A 23,168-nucleotide genomic window follows, 5' to 3' on the forward strand; every position below is an offset into this window, starting at 1 on the left:
CGCGACGGGCCGGGCGGCCCGCCGCGCTGCGCCGGTCAGAGCTCGGCGGCCAGGCGCGAGCCCTGGTTGATGGCGCGCTTGGCGTCCAGTTCGGCAGCGACATCGGCGCCACCGATCAGGTGCACCGACTGCCCGGCGGCGAGCAGGCCGTCCTGCAGTTCGCGCAGCGGATCCTGGCCGGCGCAGATGACGATGTTATCCACAGGCAGCACCTGCGGCTCGCCCTCGGCGATACGGATGTGCAGGCCGGCATCGTCGATGTTCAGGTATTCGACGCTGTTAAGCATCTGCACCTGCTTGTTCTTCAGGCCCGTACGGTGAATCCAGCCGGTAGTCTTGCCCAGGCCGTCGCCTACCTTGGTTTTTTTCCGTTGCAGGAGGAACACCTGGCGCGCCGGCGCATGCGGCTCGGCCTTGATCCCGGCCACGCCGCCGCGGGCTTCAAGCCGGGTATCGATACCCCACTCTTTCCAGAACGCTTCACGATCCTGGCTGGTGGCCACGCCCTGGTGCACCAGATACTCGGAGACGTCAAAACCGATACCGCCGGCGCCGATCACCGCGACCTTCTGCCCTACCGGCTTGCGCTGCAGCAGCACGTCCAGGTAGCTCAACACCTTGGCGTGCTCGATGCCCGGGATGGCCGGCAGGCGCGGGGCGATACCGGTGGCGAGGATGATCTCGTCAAAGCCGCCCGCCGCCAGCTGCTCGGCATCGACGCGGGTGTTCAGGCACAGCTCGACACCGGTGGTCTGCAGCTTGCGCTTGAAGTAGCGCAGGGTTTCATAGAACTCTTCTTTGCCCGGCACGCGCTTGGCCACGTTGAACTGGCCGCCGATTTCGCTGGCCGAATCGAACAGGGTCACTTCATGGCCGCGCTCGGCCGCCACGGTGGCAGCGGCCAGGCCGGCAGGGCCGGCGCCGACCACGGCGATGCGCTTGACCTGGGTCACCGGCAGGTAATTGAGCTCGGTTTCATGGCAGGCGCGCGGGTTGACCAGGCAGCTGGTCAGCTTGCCGCCGAAGGTGTGGTCCAGGCAGGCCTGGTTGCAGCCGATGCAGGTGTTGATCTCGTCGCCACGCCCGGCGGCGGCCTTGTTGACGAACTCCGGGTCAGCCAGGAACGGCCGCGCCATCGAGACCATGTCGGCGTCGCCCTCGGCAAGGATCTGCTCGGCGACTTCCGGGGTGTTGATGCGGTTGGTAGTGATCAGCGGGATCTGCACCGCGCCGCGCAGCTTGGCGGTGACCTTGGTGAATGCCGCACGCGGCACCTTGGTGGCGATGGTCGGGATCCGCGCTTCGTGCCAGCCGATACCGGTGTTGATGAGGGTCGCGCCGGCCTGCTCCACGGCCTTGGCCAGCTGCACGATCTCTTCCCAGCTGCTGCCGCCCTCGACCAGGTCGAGCATCGACAGGCGGAAGATGATGATGAAGTTCGGCCCTACCGCTTCGCGCACCCGGCGCACGATCTCCACCGCCAGGCGCATGCGGTTCTCGTAGCTGCCACCCCAGCGATCGGTACGCTGGTTGGTGTGGGCGGCGAGGAACTGGTTGATGAAGTAGCCTTCCGACCCCATGATCTCGACGCCGTCGTACTCGGCGCTCTGCGCCAGCAGCGAGCAGGTGACGAAGTCCTGGATCTGCTTCTCGATGCCCTCTTCGTCCAGCTCACGCGGCTTGAACGGGTTGATCGGCGCCTGGATCGCGCTCGGCGCTACCGATTTGGGGCTGTAGGCATAGCGCCCGGCGTGAAGGATCTGCATGCAGATCTTGCCACCGGCTTCATGCACCGCTTGGGTGACGATGCGGTGTTTATCGGCTTCTTCCGGCGTGCTCAGCTTGGCCGCGCCGGAGTACACCCCGCCCTCCACGTTCGGGCCGATGCCGCCGGTCACCATCAGGCCGACGCCGCCACGGGCACGCTCGGCAAAATAGGCCGCCATGCGCTCGAAACCGCCGGGCTTTTCTTCAAGGCCGGTGTGCATCGAGCCCATCAGGGTGCGGTTGCGCAAGGTGGTGAAACCCAGGTCCAGCGGGGCGAGCAAATGCGGGTATTGAGCGGCGGCCATAGTGAACTCCACAACAGGCGTAATCACGGAATGCGGGCGCCTCGCCAAGGCTGGCGGGGCCCGTCAGTTATCTGAGGCCGACATTAAAGAGCCAGCGGGCGCGGCTCAATGACCGAAAGTGACAAGTTATTGATCCTGCTGCACTCGGGGTCTACCCTAGGGGCCGAATCCCTTTTCGGCGCTGTCCCGTTTCATGCGAAAACTTCTGTTGAGCGCCCTGGCGCTGGTTGTCATTGCCGTCCTCAGTGGCTACGGCTTCTGGACCGAGCAGCGCCCGGCCGGGCACTATCTGTCGGACCTGCGCATCGAGCTGGCCCTGAGCGAAGGCGTGCCGGCCGATCACGGCAACCTGCTGGGCGTCGAGCCGCAGCTGTTCCCCGGTGACTACCAGAGCCTGCAGCGCCTGCACCGCAAGCTGGCCGCCTACCTTGAACACGCCCGCGCCCAGGGCCTGGTCAACGCCAAAACCATCGTCATCCTGCCCGAACACATCGGCACCTGGCTGTGGGCCCGAGGCGAGAAGAGCGAGCTGTACCAGGTCACCCAACGCCGCGAAGCCCTGCAATGGCTGGAACTGAGCAACCCGCTGCGCTACGGCCTGGCCCTGCTCGGCGCCGAAGGTGACGACCGTCGTGCCGACGCCCACCTGCGGATGAAAGCCGGGCAGATGGCCGAGGATTATCAGCAACTGTTCGGCGGCCTGGCCAAGGAGTTCGGCGTGACCCTGGTGGCCGGCTCCATCGTCCTGCCTGAACCTTACGTCGAGCGCGGTACCCTGCGCATCGGCTCCGGCGCTCTGTACAACGCAAGCCTGGTGTTCGCCAGCGACGGCTCGGTGCTCGGCCAGCCGCAACGCCAGCAGCACCCGGACAGTGAAGTGCGGCGTTTTATCAGCAGCGGCACCGATCAACCGCCACAGGTGCTGCAAACCCCGGCCGGGCGCCTGGGCGTGCTGATCGGCAGCGACAGCTGGTACCCGAGCAACCAGCAGCAACTGGCCAACCAGTTTGCCCAGATCGTCGCCAACCCGGTGTTTCTCAGCGGCCATGACAGCTGGAACGCGCCGTGGCGCGGCAACCGGCATCAACCCCTGGCCTCGTCGCTGGCGCTAAAGCCCGGTGAGGTGAGCGAACACGACGCCTGGCAACGCCTGACCCTGAACGCCAACGCCGCCAGGGTCAGCAGCATGAGTGTGTTCCTGCGCGGGCGCTTCTGGGACCTGGCCGCCGATGGCCAGGGCTTTGCCCAGCTCAACGGGGTGAACCTGGGCGGCACGTCCAGCCCCGGTGCGCGCCTGCTGAACCTCTGGTTGTAGGGCATGAACCGTCCCCGCGTGCGCCTGGGCGACCTGTCGGTCGGTTTTATCCAGCCGCTGAGCGAAACCCTGCAGCAACGCGGCATCGATCCTACGGCCCTGCTCGCCCGCTACGGCCTGGAGCCAGCGCGCCTGGCCGAAGCCGGCGCGCGCCTGTCGATCCCGCGCTATATGCACCTGGGCCATGCTGCCATCGAACTGACCGGCGACCCGGCCCTGGGCCTGCACATGGGCCACATCAGCCGCCTGGGCCAGGCCGGCCTGGCCGGCGTCACTGCGGCACAAGCACCCACCGTGGGCGAAGCGGCGCGCACCTTGTTGCGCTTCGAGCCACTGTACGCGGCCAACTACCGCGGGCACTCAAGCTTTCATGAAGACAGCAGCGGCGCCTGGCTACGGTTCTATTCGATCAGCCCGTACAACGCCTATAACCGCTTCGTGGTGGATTCGCTGCTGGCCGGCTGGCTGGCGCAGCTGTCGAGCCTGGCGGGTACGATGCTGCTGGCCGAACGGGTCGAGATCGAGTTCGAGGCGCCCGCCTACGCCGCCCACTACCAGGCCTTGAGCTGCAACCCGGTGCAGTTTGGCGCCGCCACCAATCAACTGCGCCTGAGCCGCGCCAACCTGGCCCTGCGCAACCCGGCGCACTGCCCAAGCACCTGGCAGCACCTGCTGCAGCTGTGTGAGGCCGAGCTTGAGCAACGCACGCGGATACGCAGCCTGGGCGAGCGCATCGCCCACCTGCTGGGGCCGCTATTGAATGGCGGACGGGAACCGGATCTGGAGGAAGTGGCCAGGCACCTGCAATTGCCGACCTGGACCCTGCGGCGCAAGCTGGCCGAGGAAGGCACGCAGTTTCGCGCCATCCTCAACGATACCCGGCGCGATCTGGCCATGACCTATATCCGTGACACGGAACTGGCCTTTGGCGAGATTGCCTACTTGCTCGGGTTTGCCTCGGCGGAGGCGTTTCAGCGTGCGTTCAAGCGCTGGAACGGCATCACCCCGGGCGAGTTTCGCCGCAGCCAGCGGCGTACCGGCTGATTACAGCTCGGTAGCGTCTTCGGCCGGCTCGACCGGGTCGAGCTCAATGGCGCGGTATTCGAGTAGTTCTTCTTGATAGTCGTCCATCGTCTGCTCCGTTGTTTCTCATTCATGTCATTGATTCATCAACGAGCCTAAAGTGCCGCGATGAAAGAAAAATGACAATGACGCTTATCAAAACAACGTAGCAGAGACGGGCGAATTTACAGCGGCGCCTGCTCGCTGCTGGCCGGTGCTACCGGGGCGATGGTCGGGGTCGGCTCTACGGGTGCCGGTGTGCTGCTGTCCTGGACGCTGATCGGCGCAGCTTCGGCGGGCGGCGGCACCGGCTGCGAGCTACTGCTGTCATCCACCACCGGCGCGGCCGGCACTTCGGCAGCCGGGGCCGGCGACGGTTCGCTGACCGGTACGCCAGCCGCTGCAGCCGCTGGTGCTTCAACCGGAGCCGGAGCCAGGGCGGCCGCTGGTGCTGCCGGCGCGGTCTCGGGCACACCCAGCTCCACCGCTGGCTTGGCTGCAGGCTTTGCCTCAGCCTTCTTCTTGGTTTCCTTGGGCAGGAAACTTTCCACCAGGGCGAAGTAACGCTCGTAGAACTTGGCCGAGGTCACGGTCTCGCTGGCAACCTTGACCATCGAATCGTCACTGGAGCCGATCGGCATCGACACCGAACCCAGCACGCCAACGCCGAGGCTGGCCGAGGTGTTGGATTTTTTCAGCGCATAGCGATCCTGCAGGGCGTTGGCGAACATGGTCGAGCGCTGCTCGTCGCCGCTGTCGCGGGCACAGACCACGTTGAAGCTGATCTGCAGGTGCGAATCGCCAGTCTGCTGGAAGCTCTTGTTGCCATTGACCTGGCCAGCGTCGCTGCTGGTGATGATATAGCCCTGGCTGAGCAAGGCACGGCGCGCCGCTTCGCAGGTACCGGCTTCACTCACCGCAAAGCTGCGCGAGAAGGTACCCGAGTCGTCGAAATTCTCGTGTTCGTAAATGGCAGCTTTCTTCGAAGAACAGCCGGAAACACCCGCCAGCACAAGGGCCAGCCCGAGCGCACCGCAGACGGTTGACTTTGACATTGCAAATCCTGAGGAAACGGTCGGCGCCTATTGTGCAACACATCGACGGAATGCTGAAACCACAGGCGGGCAATCACCGCAGAAAATTCATACAAGGGGCCAGTGATCGCCCCTGATGCCGGGGTTTGACCATTGGTCGATAAACCCACAAATCCTTCGCTCGAACCCTACGAACAGATCGGACCCATCCGACTTTTGCCCTGCCCATTCTACGACTACGCTGGCAACTAGCCATCACCGCCTACCGGTCGACAGGAGTTATCTCGGTGAAAAACCTATCTGTGAAAATCAAGTTGCTGCTTGGCTTTGCGCCCATTCTGGTACTGATGGTGCTACTCGCCATTACCGCCATCAACAGCTTGAACACCCTGACCCAGCGCGCCGATCGCCTGGTGTCGGTCAACTACATCCTCGACAACCTCAATGAAATGCGCGCCGCCCAGCTGAGCTTCGAGCAACGCCGCGAAGGCAGCTTCGCCAGCCAGCTGGTACAGGCCCACCAGGAGGCCAGCCGCCTGGTCGAGGAAAACCTCGGCGCCCTGCCCGATGCCGACTCGCAGCGCCTGCTCAAGGCCACTGGCGATGATCTCAAGCAGTACCTGCAACAGTTCGAGCAACTCAAGGCGGCCAGCGGCGGCACCCTGCTGCAGAGCAAGCTGCATGACCAGTTGCTGCAGACCGTGCATCAGGGCCTGGAGGCGATCAACCAGTTGATCACCCTGCAGAACCAGAAGAGCACCGAGGAATCCAGCGACAGCCGCAGCCTGATGCTGGGCTTGCTGTTCGCAGCCCTGGTGCTGGGCGTGCTGATCAGTGCGCTGATCATCCGCCAGGTCACCCAGCCACTGCGCCAGGCGGTGGAAATTGCCCGGCGCATTGGCCAAGGCGACCTCACCAACACTGCCAGCGAACCGCGCCGCGACGAGTTCGGCCAGCTGTTGCAGGCGCTGGCGCAAAGCGGCGAGAACCTGCGCGAGATGCTTGGCCAGGCCGGGCATGTCACCCGCCAGCTGTCGACCGCCGCCGAGGAGCTGTCGACCATCACTGAACAGACCAGCGCCGGCATCACCAGCCAGAAGGTCGAAACCGACCAGGTGGCCACGGCAATGAGCGAGATGGTTGCCACCGTCCAGGAAGTCGCGCGTAACGCAGAAGAAGCCAGCGAAGCCACGCACCAGGCCGACAGCCAGGCCAAACAGGGCAACCGCGTAGTGCAGCAGGCCCTGAGCCAGATCGGCCAGCTGGCCGACGACATCGGCAATTGCGCCAGTGCGGTCAGCCAATTGTCGGAAGAAAGCGAGCGCATCGGCACCGTGATGACGGTGATCAACGCCATTGCCGAACAGACCAACCTGCTGGCCCTCAACGCCGCCATCGAGGCGGCGCGCGCGGGTGAGGCCGGGCGCGGCTTTGCCGTGGTCGCCGATGAAGTGCGCGGGCTGGCCCAGCGCACACAGCAATCAACAGCGCAGATCGAGACGCTGATTCTGTCGTTGCAACAAGGCGCGCAGAAAGCCGCCGAAATGATGCACGCCAACCAGCAACAGGTCGGCGGTACTGTGGAATTGGCCAACCAGGTCGGTATCGAGCTGCAGGCCATCACCCAGACCGTGACCGGCATCCAGACCATGAACCTGCAGATCGCCACCGCCGCCGAACAGCAGAGCAGCGTCGCCGAATCGATCAACCGCAGTGTGCTCAGCGTGCGCGACGTTGCCGAACAGTCGTCCACCGCGTCGCAGCAGACGGCGGCTTCGTCGGTGGAACTGGCGCGCCTGGGCAGTGAACTGCAACAGCTGGTGGCGCGCTTTCGGGTGTAACCGGTAAGTCAGCCGAACAGGCCGCCGTCGTCGCTGTCGATAACGATCGACGACAGGCTCACATGCCGCGGCCGGGTCACGGCAAACAGCACGGCCTCGACCACGTCACGGTTGGTGCCGCGCTCACCTTTCTGGCGTTGGGCGACGGCCTCCCAGGCCGGTTGCGTCGGGCAGATGTCGTCCAGGTACGGCGGGTGCACGCACAGCGAACGGATCGGCGTACCGGCCAGTTGCTGACGCAACCCCTCTGCCAGCGCACGCTGGGCGTGCTTGGCGGCGTAGAACGGCACTGAGACGCTGTGCAAGGCGGCATTGGGCAGCGCGCTGATCGAGCCTATGGTGACGATGTCCGGGCGCTGAGAGCGGCGCAGAGAGGCCAGCAAGCCCTGGGTGAAGAGAAAGGTGCCGGTGACCGCAGCGTTGATCACGCCGTGGATGTCTTCAGGGGAATAACCTTCCTCGTTGTGCTCCAGCCACATGGCGCCGTTGTTGATCAGCAGATCGATAGAGGGGAACCGCTGGCTGATGGCCTGCGTTGCCTGGGTAACGCTGGCGCTGTCGGCGAGATCGACCTGGACAGTCAATGGCAGTTGAGCGGTGCGGGTTTCGATCGTGGCAGCGACTTGGGCCAGGGCTGCTTCGTTGCGGCCACAGAGCACGACCTTGCAACCAGCGTCGGCCAGGGAGATGGCCAACGCGGCACCCAGGCCGCGTCCGGCACCGGTGATGACCGCGATCGAGTCTTGAAGATTGTTCATCCTGAACCTCAGTGGAAGACTGGAGGCGCTAGCATAACGGTTGTGAGGACTGGATGTAGACCAAGTAGGCCTCATCGCTGGCAAGGCCAGCTCCCACAAGTTTTGTGTACACCGCGCTCCTGTGGGAGCCGGCCTTGCCGGCGATGGCCACACCACAGTGCCGAAATTCAGGCACAAAAAAAGCGACCCGCAGGTCGCTTTCTTTGTTACTTCGATATGGCGCAGCGGACGGGACTCGAACCCGCGACCCCCGGCGTGACAGGCCGGTATTCTAACCGACTGAACTACCGCTGCGTGTCGTGCTCACCCGGGCTGCGCAAAGGCTGCAAATACCGGGCACAAAAAAAGCAACCTCAGGTCGCTCTCTTTATTGCTTCGAGGAGTTCAAGGGCCTCGAAGCGAAGATGGCGCAGCGGACGGGACTCGAACCCGCGACCCCCGGCGTGACAGGCCGGTATTCTAACCGACTGAACTACCGCTGCGTATCGTACAGGCTTGCGCCCGCTTGAAACTGGGATCTGGCTACAAGGCTGTTTGGCCCTGGAACCTCAAACCGGTCGTTAAACCGATCTGGAGAAAAGTGGCGCAGCGGACGGGACTCGAACCCGCGACCCCCGGCGTGACAGGCCGGTATTCTAACCGACTGAACTACCGCTGCGCATATGGACTTGCGTCCTGTTCCTCTCTGGTAACACCTTCTTGCGAAAGTGTCGGGTCAGGAACATCTCAGGAAGTGGTGGGTGATGACGGGATCGAACCGCCGACCCTCTGCTTGTAAGGCAGATGCTCTCCCGGCTGAGCTAATCACCCGTGTGCTTCGCTGAGGTGGCGAAATTTACGCAGGTATCGAACCTAAGTCAATAGCCTGATTGAAGTTTTTTTCACGGGGGTGGAAAAAACAGCTTCAAGGTTCAAGCTGCAAGCTACAAGAAAAAGCAAAATCAAAAGCACAACGCGGACGTCTTGCCGCTTGTCGCTTGCCGCTACCGATAAACCATCTTCTTGGTCATGCCGCCATCGACCACGAATTCCTGGCCGGTGACGAAGCCGGCGTTGCGCGACAGCAACCAGGCCACCATCGCCGCCACGTCTTCTACCGTCCCTACCCTGCCCGCCGGATGCTGGGCATGGTCAGCCTCGCTCAGGGGTTCGGCACGGCGCTGGGCAGGATCACGGGCGTCGATCCAGCCGGGGCTGACGGCGTTGACACGAATCTCCGGGCCCAGGCTCATGGCCAGGGCATGGGTCAGGGCCAGCAGCCCGCCCTTGCTCGCGGCATAGGCCTCGGTGTCGGGCTCCGATTGCCCGGCGCGCGTTGACGCCAGGTTGACGATCGCCCCGCAATGGGCGCGCAGGTACGGCGCACAGTGCTTGGCCAGCAGCATCGGGCCGCCGAGGTTGACCGCCAGCACCCGGTTCCAGTGGGCCAGGCTCAGGCTTTCGAGGGTGGTGTTGTGCGGGTCGGCAATCGCCGCGTTGCATACCAGGGCGTCGAGCCGGCCAAACTGGCCCAGCACTTCGGCCACGCCGGTCATTACCTGGGCTTCGTCGGCGACATCCATGCCGACGAACCAGGCGTTATCACCCAGCACCTTGGCCACTTTCGCGCCACGGGCCCGGTCGAGGTCGGTGAGCACCACCTGCCAGCCTTCGCTGATCAGCCAGGCGGCAATGCCCAGGCCGATGCCCCGCGCCGCGCCGGTGACCAGGGCGACGCGGCCGTTATGGCTACTGTCGCCCACCGACCAGTCGATCACAGTGCCGCCAGCCCGCGGGCCAGGTCGGCCTTGAGGTCAGCGACGTCTTCCAGCCCCACGGCAACCCGGATCAGGCTGTCGCGAATGCCGGCGGCCTCACGCTCCTGCGGCGACAGGCGGCCGTGGGAGGTGGTGCCTGGGTGGGTGATGGTGGTCTTGCTGTCACCCAGGTTGGCGGTGATCGAAATCAGCCGGGTGGCATCGATGAAGCGCCAGGCGCCCTCTTTGCCGCCCTTGACCTCAAAGCTCACCACTGCACCGAAGCCGCTCATCTGCTGCTTGGCCAGCTCGTGCTGCGGATGGCTGTGCAGGCCCGCGTAGTGGACCTTGTCGATGCCGTCCTGCTGCTCCAGCCACTCGGCCAGTGCCTGGGCATTGGCGCAGTGGGCGCGCATGCGCAGGTTGAGGGTCTCAAGGCCCTTGAGGAAGATCCAGGCGTTGAACGGGCTCAGCGACGGCCCGGCGGTGCGCAGAAAGCCCACCACTTCTTTCATCTGCTCGCTGCGCCCGGCAACCACGCCGCCCATGCAACGGCCCTGGCCGTCGATGAACTTGGTCGCCGAGTGCACGACAATGTCGGCGCCCAGCTTCAGCGGCTGCTGCAAGGCCGGGGTGCTGAAGCAGTTGTCGACCACCAGCTGCGCGCCCTTGGCATGGGCGATTTCAGCCAGGGCAGCAATATCCACAAGCTCCGCCAACGGGTTGGACGGTGACTCGACGAACAGCAGCTTGGTGTTGCCCTTGATCGCCTGGTCCCAGCCGGCCAGGTCGGTCAGCGGCACGTAGTCGACCTGCACGCCGAAGCGCTTGAAGTACTTCTCGAACAGGCTGATGGTCGAACCGAAGACGCTCTGCGACACCAGCACATGGTCGCCAGCGCTGCACAGGGCCATGACGGTCGAGAGGATCGCCGACATGCCGGTGGAGGTGGCAACCGCTTGCTCGGCGCCTTCAAGGGCGGCGATGCGCTCTTCGAACGCGCGTACGGTGGGGTTGGTGTAGCGTGAATAGACGTTGCCTGGAACCTCGCCGGCGAACCGCGCGGCGGCATCGGCCGCCGTACGGAACACGTAGCTGGAGGTGAAGAACAGCGGATCGCTGTGCTCACCTTCCGGCGTGCGATGCTGGCCGGCGCGTACCGCCAGCGTGTCGAAAGCGACCCCTTCGAGGTCGCTGTCCAGGCGCCCGGCATCCCATTCCTGTGTCATGCCGCTGCTCCTAACTTAGTTGTTGTAGAGGTCGATGATCGCGCTGACCGCCTGGTTCTTGACCTTGGAGGCGTCGTTGCGCGCCTGCTCGATCTTGTCCAGGTAGGCTTCGTCGATGTCGCCGGTGACGTACTTGCCGTCGAACACCGCGCAATCGAAATGCTCGATCTTGATCTTGCCACCGCCGACCGCTTCGATCAGGTCCGGCAGGTCCTGGTAGACCAGCCAGTCGGCGCCGATCAGCTCGGCGACATCCTGGGTGCTGCGGTTGTGCGCGATCAGCTCGTGGGCGCTCGGCATGTCGATGCCGTAGACGTTAGGGAAGCGCACCGCCGGGGCGGCCGAGCAGAAGTAGACGTTTTTCGCGCCGGCTTCGCGGGCCATCTGGATGATCTGCTTGCAGGTGGTGCCGCGCACGATCGAGTCGTCGACCAGCATCACGTTCTTGCCGCGGAACTCCAGCTCGATGGCGTTGAGTTTCTGGCGTACCGATTTCTTGCGCGCGGCCTGGCCGGGCATGATGAAGGTACGGCCGATGTAGCGGTTCTTGACGAAGCCTTCGCGGAACTTGACGCCCAGGTGGTTGGCCAGCTCCAGCGCTGCGGTGCGGCTGGTGTCGGGAATCGGGATGACCACGTCGATGTCGTGGTCAGGGCGCTCGCGCTGGATCTTCTCGGCCAGCTTCTCGCCCATGCGCAGGCGCGCCTTGTACACCGAGACGCCGTCGATGATCGAGTCAGGGCGGGCCAGGTAGACGTGTTCGAAGATGCACGGCGACAGTTGCGGGTTGGTCGCGCACTGACGGGTGTGCAGCTTGCCCTCTTCAGTGATGTACACCGCTTCGCCTGGCGCCAGGTCACGGATCAGGGTGAAGCCCAGCACGTCCAGAGAGACGCTTTCGGAAGCGATCATGTACTCGACGCCTTCGTCGGTGTGACGCTGGCCGAAGACGATCGGGCGGATACCGTTGGGATCGCGGAAACCGACGATGCCGTAGCCGGTGATCATCGCCACCACCGCGTAACCGCCAACGCAACGGTTGTGCACGTCGGTGACCGCGGCGAACACGTCTTCTTCGGTCGGTTGCAGCTTGCCACGCACTGCCAGCTCATGGGCGAAGACGTTGAGCAGCACTTCCGAGTCGGAGCTGGTGTTGACGTGGCGCAGGTCGGACTCGTAGATCTCCTTGGCCAGCTGTTCGACGTTGGTCAGGTTGCCGTTGTGCGCCAGGGTGATGCCGTAGGGCGAGTTGACGTAGAACGGCTGGGCCTCGGCCGAGGTCGAGCTGCCCGCGGTCGGGTAGCGCACGTGGCCGATACCCATGTGACCGACCAGGCGCTGCATATGGCGCTGCTGGAATACGTCACGGACCAGGCCGTTGTCCTTGCGCAGGAATAACCGGCCATCATGGCTGGTCACAATACCGGCAGCGTCCTGGCCGCGGTGCTGGAGGACGGTTAGCGCGTCATACAGCGCCTGATTGACGTTCGACTTACCGACGATACCGACGATGCCACACATGCGACGCAACCCCTACTTAATGAAACTGGATTGAAAAGCGCTCAAGGCGTTTTGGGCCCCAGCAGCTGTTCCTGGAACGGGAGATCAGCCGGTGCGCTGATCCCGCTGGCTAGCCACTGACTGGTGAACCCCAGAATGAGGTTTTTCGACCAGTCAGCCACCAATAGAAATTGTGGCAGGAGGCGAGACTCCTGCCACCACTGATCCTGTTGTACCGGCCCCAGGCTCAACAGCCCGACCGCCACGACCACCAGCAAGGCCCCGCGGGCGGCGCCGAAGGCCATGCCCAGGAAGCGATCGGTCCCGGACAGCCCGGTGACGCGAATCAGCTCGCCGATGAGAAAGTTGATCATGGCCCCCACCAGCAGGGTGGCGACGAAAAGAATGGCGCATCCGGCGATGACCCGGGCCGAAGGCGTCTGGATATAAGCTTCCAGGTACTGCGACAGCGAGCCACCGAACATCCAGGCCACGGCACCGGCGATGATCCAGGTAAGCAGCGACAAGGCCTCTTTGACAAAGCCGCGCTTGAGACTGATCAGCGAAGAAATGGCGATGATCGCGAGAATCGCCCAGTCGACCCAGGTAAATGCCACAGTGTTGCCTGCAAACGGATAAGGCGGCGCATTTTACCAGAGCAACGGGCTGTCGGTAAGCAGTGATTTACCGCCCGGTACGGGCCGGGCGGCAAGGGTTCAACTGCGCTCGGGCTGGAAGCGTACGACAAAGCCCTTGAGCTTCTGCTGGCGGTTGATCACATCGCGCAGGCGCTCGGCCTCGGCGCGCTCGATCAACGGTCCGACATACACCCGGTTCATGCCTTCGGCCGAACGGATATAAGCGTTGTAGCCCTGGCTGCGCAGGGTTTTCTGCAGGTTGTCGGCGCTGGCGCGGTTGGCCAGGCTGGCCATCTGAATCGACCAGCTGACCGGCAGGCCATTGGCGTCGATCTTGCCCGCAGCAGGCTTGGTCGCAGCGGCGACGGTGGCTGCCGGCTTGGCTTCTACCTTGGCGGGCGCCGGCGTCGCCGGTTTTGCCGCGACAGCCGGTGCCGGTGTCGGCAGCGGCGTGGCGGCCGGCGCCGGGGCAATCGGCGTGCTTGGCGCCTGCACCGGTGCCGTGGCCTGCTCGACGATCAGCGGCTCTTCAGGCACTACCTGCGGCTCGGGGACCTGCACCGGCTCTACCTGCACTTGCGGCAGGGTCGGCACAGCCGGTGCCTCGGGGGCTTCGACGCGCACCTGGCGCATTTCGTCTTCGCGCGAGAACAGCATCGGCAGGAAGATCACCGCCAGCGCCACCAGCACCAGCGCCCCGACCATGCGTTGCTTGACCACTTTATCCAGCAATGCCATTTGCCCCGTCCTCCGTGGCCTGCCGGTCGAGCCACTGCAGGGCTTCGCCGACACAGAAAAATGATCCGAACAGCAGGATTTCGTCATCCGCCGTTGCCTGCGCGCACTGCCCTTCCAGGGCGGCGGCGACGCTGGGGTAAGACTGCACCGCAGCGCCAAGGTTCGTCAGCGCCGCCTGCAACTCGCCAGCCGGCCGGCTGCGGGCGGTGTCCAGCGGCGCCACGGCCCAGGCCTGAACCTGGTGCTGCAGCGGCTTGAGCACACCGTCGAGGTCCTTGTCGGCGAGCAAACCGAACACCGCCAGGCGCTTGCCCTGCGGCGGCCGGGTGGCCAGGCGCTGAGCCAGGTACTCGGCAGCATGCGGGTTGTGCCCGACATCCATGAGGATAGTCAAAGGTTTGCCTTGCCAGATAAAGGCCCGCCGATCGAGGCGGCCGACCATGCGCGTGCTGCGCAGGGCCTCGGCAATCTGCCCGGCATCCCACGGCAGGTCGAGCAACAGGTAGGCCTGCAATGCCAACGCGGCGTTTTCCATCGGCAGGTCGAGCAGCGGCAAATCCTGCAGCTCGACCACCTCGCCACGGGCATTGACCCCACGCCACTGCCAGTACTGGTCAGTGCTGGCCAGGTCGAAATCGCGACCGCGCAAAAACAGCGGGCTGTTCAGGGCACGGGCCTTGTCCAGCAACGGCTGCGGCGGATTGAGGTCACCACACAGGGCCGGCTTGCCCTGGCGGAAGATCCCGGCCTTCTCGAAGGCCACCAACTCACGGGTGTCGCCCAGGTAGTCGACATGGTCAACGCCGATGCTGGTGACCAGCGCCAGGTCGGCATCGACGATGTTGACGGTATCCAGGCGTCCGCCCAGGCCGACTTCGAGCACCACGGCGTCGAGCGCCGCCTGCTTGAACAGCCAGAACGCCGCCAGGGTACCGGCTTCGAAGTAGGTCAGGGAGATGTCGCCGCGGGCCGCTTCAACCGCGGCGAAGGCTTCGCACAGCTGCTCATCGCCGGCTTCAGCGCCGTTGATCTGCACCCGCTCGTTGTAGCGCAGCAGGTGCGGCGAGCTGTAGACGCCGACCTTGAGGCCCTGGGCGCGCAGCAACGCGGCAACGAAGGCGCAGGTCGAACCCTTGCCGTTGGTGCCGGTCACGGTGATTACCCGTGGCGCCGGCTGGCCCAGCCCGAGCCGCGCAGCGACCTGTTGCGAACGCTCCAGGCCCATGTCGATGGCCGACGGATGCAACTGCTCGAGGTAGGCGAGCCAGTCGCCAAGGGTACGTTGGGTCATACGGTGGCAGGCGCCGGCGGCACGACGATCGGCTCGATCACCGGGGCGACGAACGTGGGCGTCGGCAGGCCCATCATCTGGGCCAGCAGGTTGCCCAGGCGCTGACGCAGCTCCTGACGCGGGATGATCATGTCGATGGCGCCGTGCTCCAGAAGGAACTCGCTGCGCTGGAAGCCTTCTGGCAGCTTCTCGCGTACGGTCTGCTCGATCACCCGCGGGCCGGCAAAGCCGATCAGCGCCTTCGGCTCACCGACAATGACGTCACCGAGCATCGCCAGGCTGGCAGAAACGCCGCCGTAGACCGGATCGGTCAGCACCGAGATGAACGGGATGCCTTCTTCGCGCAGGCGTGCCAGTACTGCGGAGGTCTTGGCCATCTGCATCAGCGAGATCAGCGCTTCCTGCATGCGCGCACCACCGGAGGCCGAGAAGCAGACCATCGGGCAGCGGTTTTCCAGGGCGTAGTTGGCGGCACGGACGAAACGCTCGCCGACGATGGCGCCCATCGAACCACCCATGAAGGAGAATTCGAAGGCGCTGACCACGATCGGCATGCCCAGCAGGGTACCGCTCATGGAGATCAGTGCGTCTTTCTCGCCGGTCTGCTTCTGGGCAGCAGTCAGGCGGTCCTTGTACTTCTTGCCATCGCGAAACTTCAGGCGGTCGACCGGTTCCAGGTCAGCGCCCAGCTCGGCGCGGCCTTCGGCATCGAGGAAGATGTCGATACGAGCGCGGGCGCCGATACGCATGTGATGGTTGCACTTAGGGCAGACATCCAGGGTCTTTTCCAGCTCCGGACGATACAGCACGGCCTCGCAGGACGGGCACTTGTGCCACAGGCCTTCAGGGACCGAACTCTTCTTCACCTCGGAACGCATGATCGAAGGGATCAGTTTGTCTACTAACCAGTTGCTCATGCTTTCTTTCTCCAGTAGCGGCGACCGGCAGGCTATGGCTGCCGGCTCGCGCGTATGCCCTTGAGCTCAATTCGTGTATGACGCGATGAAGATGCGGCTCCGGCGCCCGCCTGCAGCGAGCCACCCCGATACCGCACCCTCGTCAACCTGTAAGGGCGACGCCCGTGGCGTCACCCGCTAATTTCGACCGGCCCATGGGCGCGATCCGGCAGCACCGGGCTGCGAAAGCTATGGACGATGGCGCGCGGCCAGCCGTCACATCCGCAGCATGCAGCGCTTTCACGCCTGCTTGACCGCGCGGATAAACGCCTCGATCCGCGCCGGGTCCTTGATGCCCTTGGCCTGCTCCACGCCGCCGCTGACATCCACCGCATAAGGCCGCACCTGCGCAATGGCCTGGGCGACGTTATCCGGCGACAGGCCGCCGGCGAGGATGATTGGCTTGCTCAGTTGCGCAGGCACCAGCGACCAGTCGAACGCCTCGCCGGTACCGCCGGGCACGCCGGCCACGTAGGTATCGAGAAGAATGCCGCTGGCACCGCTGTAGCGCTTGCAACTGGCCTCCAGGTCGTCGCCCGGGCGCACCCGCAAGGCCTTGATCCATGGACGGTTGTGACCTGCGCAATCGGCCGGGGTTTCATCGCCATGGAACTGCAGCAGGTCGAGCGGCACCGCTTCGAGGATTTCCGTCAGCTCGCAACGGCTGGCGTTGACGAACAGGCCGACGGTGGTGACGAACGGCGGCAAGGCGGCGATGATCGCCCGCGCCTGCTGCACATCGACCGCCCGCGGGCTCTTGGCATAGAACACCAGGCCGATGGCATCGGCGCCCGCCTCGGCTGCGGCCAGCGCATCCTCGATGCGGGTAATGCCGCAGATTTTGCTGCGAACGGCGCTCATGACCTGTGAACCTCAGCAGAAAGCGGAAAGTCCCGGATGTTAGCAAATGGCTTGCGGGCCGTCAGCCCGTCAATGCCTCGTAGCCGGTAATGAAGTGTGGGCCGATGTAACGCTCGGGCAGTTCGAACTCGTCGTGGTACTCGACCTGCACCAGGTACAGCCCATACGGATGCGCGGTCACCCCGCCGGCGCGCCGCTCGCGGCTTTGCAGCACTTCCAGGGCCCACTCCGGCGGGCGCTCGCCAGCGCCGATGGTCATCAGCACGCCGGCAATGTTGCGCACCATGTGGTGCAGGAAGGCGCTGGCGCGGATGTCGAGGACGATCATCTGGCCGTGGCGGCTAACACGCAGGTGATGGAGGTTCTTGACCGGCGACTTGGCCTGGCACTGGCCGGCGCGAAAGGCACTGAAATCGTGGGTGCCGACCAGGTACTCGGCGGCCAGGGCCATGCGCTCGGCGTCCAGCGGCCGGTGGTTCCAGGTCACCTCTTCGCCCAGGTGCGCCGGGCGGATCTGGTCGTTGTAGATCACGTAGCGGTAACGCCGGGCAATGGCCTTGAAGCGCGCATGGAAGTGCGCCGGCATCTGCTTGGCCCAGGACACGCTGATGTCGTGCGGCAGGTTGATGTTGGCGCCCATGGTCCAGCCCTTCATGCTGCGCACCGCCTGGGTGTCGAAATGCACCACCTGGCCGCAGGCATGCACGCCGGCATCGGTGCGCCCGGCGCAATGCAGGGTGACCGGCGAATCGGCCACCCGCGACAAGGCTTCTTCGAGGGTTTGCTGCACGCTTGCCACGCCACTGGCCTGGCGCTGCCAGCCGCGGTAGCGCGAACCTTTGTACTCAACGCCCAGGGCGATACGAAAGAAGCCTTCGGCGGCCACTTCGGCAGCCGCGTTATCAATGATTTCCAAGGGGATACAGCCTGTCGGTTTAGCAGATGGCGGCAATTATAACGACAACGGCAGCCACTTGGGCTGCCGTTGGTTTTACACAGGGTGAACTCAGACCAGGCGCGAGAGCAGCTCGTCGGCTTCCTGGCGCTGGGCATCGCTGCCGTCCTTGCGCACTTCGTCGAGAATGTCGCGGGCGCCGTCATGGTCGCCCATGTCGATATAGGCCCGGGCCAGGTCGAGCTTGGTGGCCACTTCGTCGGCGCCGCCGAGGTAGTCGAAATCATCGTCGAGGTCGTCGCTGATCGCGGCGTCCGCTTCGCTGAAGTGCGGCTCGATCGACGGCTGCTCCAGGCTTTGCGACAGCTTGTCGAGTTCGGCGTTGACGTCATCGAGCTCCGAGGCAAAGTTTTTATCCGCCTGCGAGTCCTCCAGCGACAGCGACAGGTCGAAGTCTTCCGGCAGGTCCAGCTCGCTCAACGGGTCGAACTCGGGCATGGTTTCATCGAACGCCGCCAGCTCTGCGGCGATATCGACGGTCTCGCTGTTCGGCGCCAGCGCCGGCTCGTCGCCAGCGACGTCGAGGTCGAAATCGGCGAGGTCGTCCAGGGCCTGCTCAGGCTCGGCAAGATGCTCTGCGAGCAAGGCGTCGAAGTCCGGTTGCGCCGGGCTGGCTTCGCTCGCGACTGCTTCGGCTTGTGGCGCTTCAACAGCCAGCGAGGGCTCGTCGAGCAGTGGCGGCGCGTCCAGCTCCAGGCCTTGCAGGTCGTCATCCAGGCTCAGGTCGAAGGCACTGTCCAGGTCGTCTTCAGGAACAGGCTCAGGCTCGGCCAGCGATTCTTCAACCACAGGTTCAGGTTCAGGTTCAGGCTCGGCCCCTGCTTCTGGCTCAACGGCTGGCTCGACGGCTGGTTCGGCTTCTGTCAGCGGTTCGGCTGGCGCCTCGTCCTGCAGCAGCTCCTGGACATACTGGGCATCCAGTTCAGCCGCCAGCGCCGCCGCGCTGACGCCCGCCGCCGCGACGGCGAGCATGGCCGGGAAGCGGTTTTTCAGGGCTTCGACATCGGCATGGTTCTGGCCGGTGGCGATCAGCTGCCGCTCGTGGCCGACAAAGGCATCGCGATCGCCCTGGCGGGCATAGACTTCCATCAGCTTCAGGCGCAGGTCGCTGCGCTCAGGGGCTGCGGCAACCGCAGGCTCGAGCAGTTCGGCGGCGTGATTGAGGCGACCACGGGCAATGCTCAACGCTGCTTCGTCGAGCACAGCGTCGCCGGTCGGGGCTGCCGGGCTGGCCGCCGGAGCAACCAATGGCGCGGCAATCGGGCCTTGCACCGGCTTGCTCGGCGCTGGCTCCGCCACCACAGGCGCCGGCTCTTCGGCAGGCAAGGCGGCGGCTGTGGCGGCGGCGGCAGATGCCGCGACCACTGCCGGTGCCAGGGTCACGCTCGGCGGCGCGATGTCCAGGCCTTCAAAACTGCTTGGCGGCAGGTCCAGGTCTGGGGCGCGCTCGCCCTCTTCGGCCAGGGCGCGGGCCATGCGCAGGTGTTTTTCCGCTTCCTGGTCGGCCTTGCGCTTGCGTGCCAGCAACAGCAGCAGAAGCAACAGCACCAACAACGCGGAACCGGCGATCAGCGCCAGCAACAACGGGTTGCCGAGCAGATCGTCGAGCATCTTGTTCGAGTCGGCCGGTGCCTGGTCGGCAGCAGGCTGCGCCGGATCAACCGGTGCGGTATCGACCGCAGCCGGTGCCGGGGTGACCACCGGTTCGGCAGGAGCCGGCTGCAACTCGGCGGCAATGGCCGGCGGCTGGGCCGCGGCAGCTTCAGGCGCCGGCGCGCCAGCGGCGCCCTGGGCTTCAAGCTTGGCCAGTTGGTCGTTCTTCAGCGCGATCAGGCGCTGCAGTTTGTCCAGCTGGCTCTGCAGGTCGGCCATGCGACTTTTCAGTTCTTCGTTGTCACGACGGCTGGTGTCCAGGCTTTCCTGGGCCACAGCCAGCTTGTCGTTGAGACCTTTGCCGTCCGCAGCGCCCTTGCTGCCGGGGGCAACCAGCTTGAGGCTGTCCTGGTTGGCGATGCGTGCCGGCGCCGCCTCGGTGCCGCTGCGCCGGGTGGCGTCCAGCTGGCGTGCGCGCGGGCCCAGGCGCCGGCCTTCGCGCCAGGCAGCATACTGCTCGGCCACTTCGGTAACGGCCTGGGCCTGGGGAATACTGGTGATCTGCTGTTGATCGGGCAGGCGCAAGACCTGGCCGGTTTTCAGCAGGTTGATGTTGCCGTTGATAAAGGCATCCGGGTTCAGCGCCTGAATGGCCAGCATGGTCTGCTGCACCGACCCGCCCTGACGGGCTTTCGAGGCGATTTCCCACAGGGTGTCGCGACGCACGGTGGTGTAGTTGGCCGCGGTCACCGCCGGCGCTACGCCAGCTGGCGCCGGTTGTCCGGCAGGTGTATTGAACTTGGCCGGGTCGACCAGCACGCTGTAGTCGCGCAGCAGGCGGCCGCTCGGCCACATGACCTGGACCAGGAACTTGACCATCGGCGCCGGCAGCGGCTGGCTCGAGGTCACCCGCAACACGCTCTTGCCGTTGGGGTTGATCACCGTGGTGAAGGTCAGGTCATTGAGAAACGCCTGGCGCTCGACACCGGCCTTGGCGAACTCTTCGGCCGGCGCCAGGCTCGGCGCTACTTCGGCCGCGGTCAGGTCGCGGACATCGAGCAGTTCGATCTCGGCATCCAGGGGCTGGTTCTGCGCTGACTTCAAGGTCAGCTCGCCCAACCCGAGGGCATGCGCCATACCGGACGACAGCGCCGACGCCGCGGCTATTGCTAAGACCAGTTTGCGAATTCGAAGCATGACCTCTTCCTTTGAATGAACCTTCCCCGACAAGCGAGAACAAGTGGAGCAAATTGTCGGCAAGTATCTTTTACACAAGGCCTTTTATCAACAATTGCGCCAGCTGGACCGCGTTCAGGGCCGCACCTTTGCGCACATTGTCGGTGGTCAGCCAGAGGTTGAGCTGCTCAACCTCGTCGATTCCACCCCGTACCCGTCCAACATAGACCACGTCCTGGCCCACTGCGTCACCCACCGGCGTCGGATAATCACCCTCCTCCACCAGTTCGATGCTGTCAGCGGCTTCCAGTGCGGCGTTGACCGCCGCCAGGTCGACCGGCGTGCGGCTTTGCACGGACACACTGTAGCTATCGCCGAAAAACACCGGGACTTGAACGCAGGTCACCGAAATCTTCAGTGAAGGCAAGCCGAGCACTTCGCGCAACTCACTGACCAGGCGGCGTTCAAGGGCGCCATGGCCGTCAGCATCGCTGGCACCGACCTGGGCCAACAGGTTGAAGGCCATCTGCCGGTCGAAGAAGCGCGGCTCCAGCGGGCGGGCGTTGAGCAGCTCGGCGGTCTGCCGGGCCAGCTCGTTGACCGCCTCGCGCCCCTGGGCCGAGACCGCCAGGCACGCGGTGACATTAATGCGCTCAAGTTCCAGCAAGCCCTTGAGGGGCGCCAGGGTTACCGCCAGGGCAATCGCTGCGGCGCTTGGGCTGCTCAGTTGCTGCGGCGCCTTGAGGCTGTCGAGCACTGCCGGGTTGGCTTCCGGCACCACCGCCGGCGCCTGCTCGGCCGGCAAGCCGCCGGACAGGTCGATGACTGCGCAACCGGCCGCCTGGGCCCGTGGCGCGAAGCTGCGGGTCACTGCCGGGCCGGCGGCGAAGAAGGCCAGCTTGACCTTGCTGAAGTCGAAGCTGTCGACCTCGCGCACGCGCAGGCTCTTGCTGCGAAACATCACCCCGCTGCCCGCCGATTCGTTGCTGGCCAGCAGGTGCAGGGTGCCGACCGGGAAATCGCACTCGTCAAGGATCTGCACGAGGGTTTCACCGACAGTACCGGTGGCACCGATAACGGCGATATCAATAGGCTGGCTCATGGAAAAATCCTCTGCTGAAACGGCGGGAGCGGCACTTTACTTGGATTCTCATGCGCGGAACACCTGAATCGCGGGTCAACCCCGCTCCCACAGCGTGGACCACCCACAAAAAAGCCCGTGCTGTTTCCAGCACGGGCTTGGGTTCAACACTGCCTGGCGATCAACGCTCCAGGAGGATGCGCAGCATGCGCCGCAGTGGCTCGGCCGCGCCCCACAGCAGCTGATCACCAACGGTGAAGGCGCCCAGGTACTGGGAACCCATGTTCAGCTTGCGCAGGCGACCCACCGGGATGTTCAGGGTACCGGTGACGTTGGTCGGGCTGAGCTCCTGCATGCTGATTTCACGCTGGTTCGGCACCAGTTTCACCCAAGGGTTGTGCTGGCTGATCATGCCTTCGATGTCGGCAATCGGCACGTCCTTGTTCAGCTTGATGGTCAGTGCCTGGCTGTGGCAACGCATGGCGCCGATGCGCACGCAGATGCCGTCGACCGGGATCGGGCTCTTGAAGCGGCCGAGGATCTTGTTGGTCTCGGCCTGGGCCTTCCACTCTTCACGGCTCTGGCCGTTAGGCAGCTCTTTGTCGATCCACGGGATCAGGCTGCCGGCCAGCGGCACGCCGAAGTTCTCGGTCGGGTAGGCGTCGCTGCGCATGGCCTCGGCAACCTTGCGGTCGATGTCGAGGATGGCGCTGGCCGGGTTGGCCAGGTCATCGGCGACCGCGGCGTGGGTCGCGCCCATCTGGCGAATCAGCTCGCGCATGTTCTGCGCACCGGCGCCGGAGGCTGCCTGGTAGGTCATGGCGCTCATCCACTCGACCAGGCCGGCTTCGAACAGGCCGCCCAGGCCCATCAGCATCAGGCTGACGGTGCAGTTGCCGCCGATGTAGTTCTTGGTACCGGCGTCGAGCTGCTGGTCGATGACCTTGCGGTTGACCGGGTCGAGAACGATGACCGCATCATCCTGCATGCGCAGGCTGGAGGCGGCGTCGATCCAGTAGCCCTGCCAGCCGGCTTCGCGCAGCTTGGGGAAGACTTCGTTGGTGTAGTCGCCGCCCTGACAGGTCAGGATCACATCGAGGGTCTTGAGCTCTTCAATGCTGTAAGCGTCCTTGAGCGGAGCAATATCCTTGCCCACTGCCGGACCCTGGCCACCGACGTTGGAGGTGGTGAAGAACACCGGCTCGATAAGATCAAAATCCTGCTCTTCCAGCATCCGCTGCATGAGCACGGAACCGACCATACCGCGCCAACCGATCAGACCTACACGTTTCATCGCAACTACACCTTTGCTAAAAAGTGGGCCGCTGCTTC

Annotated in this window: 18 protein-coding genes and 4 tRNA genes; 3 read left to right on the forward strand and 19 right to left on the reverse strand. The window is 64.7% G+C overall.

What is annotated here, in order from left to right:
* Positions 1–35: 35 nt before the first annotated feature.
* Positions 36–2,072, reverse strand: coding sequence for an NADPH-dependent 2,4-dienoyl-CoA reductase (locus UB48_RS06485; RefSeq protein ID WP_045195079.1), 2,037 nt, complete (start codon positions 2,070–2,072; stop codon positions 36–38).
* A 193-nt stretch (positions 2,073–2,265) separates the two neighbouring features.
* Between UB48_RS06485 and UB48_RS06490 the strand changes: the two genes are divergently transcribed.
* A complete protein-coding gene (locus UB48_RS06490; protein WP_045195081.1) occupies positions 2,266–3,387 on the forward strand; it encodes a carbon-nitrogen hydrolase family protein in 1,122 nt (373 codons plus the stop codon).
* 3 nt (positions 3,388–3,390) lie between these two features.
* Positions 3,391–4,431 carry an AraC family transcriptional regulator gene (locus tag UB48_RS06495; RefSeq protein ID WP_045195083.1) on the forward strand — a complete coding sequence of 347 codons (1,041 nt, stop codon included), beginning with the start codon at positions 3,391–3,393 and terminating at the stop codon, positions 4,429–4,431.
* Positions 4,432–4,634: 203 nt separating this feature from the next.
* Here UB48_RS06495 and UB48_RS06500 read toward each other — a convergent pair whose 3' ends face one another.
* Positions 4,635–5,504, reverse strand: coding sequence for a DUF2242 domain-containing protein (locus UB48_RS06500; protein WP_045195085.1), 870 nt, complete (start codon positions 5,502–5,504; stop codon positions 4,635–4,637).
* A gap of 266 nt (positions 5,505–5,770) precedes the next feature.
* Here UB48_RS06500 and UB48_RS06505 point away from each other — a divergent pair, with 266 nt between their 5' ends.
* Positions 5,771–7,324 (forward strand): methyl-accepting chemotaxis protein, encoded by a 1,554-nt coding sequence (locus tag UB48_RS06505; protein ID WP_275559096.1) that lies wholly within the window; start codon positions 5,771–5,773, stop codon positions 7,322–7,324.
* Positions 7,325–7,332: 8 nt separating this feature from the next.
* Here UB48_RS06505 and UB48_RS06510 read toward each other — a convergent pair whose 3' ends face one another.
* From UB48_RS06510 to asd, 17 genes are all read right to left on the reverse strand, one after another.
* On the reverse strand, positions 7,333–8,082 hold the full coding sequence (locus tag UB48_RS06510) for an SDR family oxidoreductase (RefSeq protein ID WP_045195089.1): 750 nt from the start codon (positions 8,080–8,082) through the stop codon (positions 7,333–7,335).
* A 217-nt stretch (positions 8,083–8,299) separates the two neighbouring features.
* Positions 8,300–8,376, reverse strand: a tRNA-Asp gene (locus tag UB48_RS06515).
* Between the two features lie 111 nt (positions 8,377–8,487).
* Positions 8,488–8,564, reverse strand: a tRNA-Asp gene (locus UB48_RS06520).
* A gap of 99 nt (positions 8,565–8,663) precedes the next feature.
* Positions 8,664–8,740: transfer RNA gene (locus tag UB48_RS06525), tRNA-Asp, on the reverse strand.
* Positions 8,741–8,816: 76 nt separating this feature from the next.
* Positions 8,817–8,892 (reverse strand) — tRNA-Val (locus UB48_RS06530).
* 173 nt (positions 8,893–9,065) lie between these two features.
* Positions 9,066–9,824, reverse strand: coding sequence for an SDR family oxidoreductase (locus tag UB48_RS06535; protein ID WP_177329148.1), 759 nt, complete (start codon positions 9,822–9,824; stop codon positions 9,066–9,068).
* 11 nt (positions 9,825–9,835) lie between these two features.
* Complete coding sequence (locus UB48_RS06540) at positions 9,836–11,047, reverse strand: O-succinylhomoserine sulfhydrylase (RefSeq protein WP_045195093.1); 1,212 nt, start codon at positions 11,045–11,047, stop codon at positions 9,836–9,838.
* Positions 11,048–11,062: 15 nt separating this feature from the next.
* Positions 11,063–12,568 (reverse strand): amidophosphoribosyltransferase, encoded by a 1,506-nt coding sequence (gene purF / locus UB48_RS06545; RefSeq protein ID WP_010223267.1) that lies wholly within the window; start codon positions 12,566–12,568, stop codon positions 11,063–11,065.
* A 41-nt stretch (positions 12,569–12,609) separates the two neighbouring features.
* Complete coding sequence (locus tag UB48_RS06550) at positions 12,610–13,164, reverse strand: CvpA family protein (RefSeq protein WP_045195095.1); 555 nt, start codon at positions 13,162–13,164, stop codon at positions 12,610–12,612.
* A 99-nt stretch (positions 13,165–13,263) separates the two neighbouring features.
* A complete protein-coding gene (locus UB48_RS06555) occupies positions 13,264–13,923 on the reverse strand; it encodes an SPOR domain-containing protein (protein WP_045195097.1) in 660 nt (219 codons plus the stop codon).
* Entirely contained in the window at positions 13,907–15,214 is a 1,308-nt protein-coding gene (gene folC, locus UB48_RS06560; protein ID WP_045195098.1) for a bifunctional tetrahydrofolate synthase/dihydrofolate synthase, read from the reverse strand. Before folC ends, UB48_RS06555 begins: the two co-directional genes overlap by 17 nt.
* Positions 15,211–16,131 carry an acetyl-CoA carboxylase, carboxyltransferase subunit beta gene (gene accD / locus UB48_RS06565; RefSeq protein ID WP_045195100.1) on the reverse strand — a complete coding sequence of 307 codons (921 nt, stop codon included), beginning with the start codon at positions 16,129–16,131 and terminating at the stop codon, positions 15,211–15,213. Before accD ends, folC begins: the two co-directional genes overlap by 4 nt.
* Positions 16,132–16,410: 279 nt before the next feature.
* Positions 16,411–17,031, reverse strand: coding sequence for a phosphoribosylanthranilate isomerase (locus UB48_RS06570; protein ID WP_045195103.1), 621 nt, complete (start codon positions 17,029–17,031; stop codon positions 16,411–16,413).
* A gap of 61 nt (positions 17,032–17,092) precedes the next feature.
* Complete coding sequence (gene truA, locus UB48_RS06575) at positions 17,093–17,917, reverse strand: tRNA pseudouridine(38-40) synthase TruA (protein ID WP_045195741.1); 825 nt, start codon at positions 17,915–17,917, stop codon at positions 17,093–17,095.
* A 120-nt stretch (positions 17,918–18,037) separates the two neighbouring features.
* Positions 18,038–20,776 (reverse strand): FimV/HubP family polar landmark protein, encoded by a 2,739-nt coding sequence (locus UB48_RS06580; RefSeq protein ID WP_045195105.1) that lies wholly within the window; start codon positions 20,774–20,776, stop codon positions 18,038–18,040.
* A gap of 70 nt (positions 20,777–20,846) precedes the next feature.
* The gene (locus tag UB48_RS06585; protein WP_045195107.1) at positions 20,847–21,857 is read right to left on the reverse strand and encodes an aspartate-semialdehyde dehydrogenase; all 1,011 of its coding nucleotides are present in this window, start codon (positions 21,855–21,857) and stop codon (positions 20,847–20,849) included.
* 160 nt (positions 21,858–22,017) lie between these two features.
* On the reverse strand, positions 22,018–23,130 hold the full coding sequence (gene asd, locus UB48_RS06590; protein WP_045195108.1) for an aspartate-semialdehyde dehydrogenase: 1,113 nt from the start codon (positions 23,128–23,130) through the stop codon (positions 22,018–22,020).
* Positions 23,131–23,168 lie beyond the last annotated feature (38 nt).

This window comes from Pseudomonas sp. 2(2015), from assembly GCF_000955865.1.
Lineage (GTDB): Bacteria > Pseudomonadota > Gammaproteobacteria > Pseudomonadales > Pseudomonadaceae > Aquipseudomonas.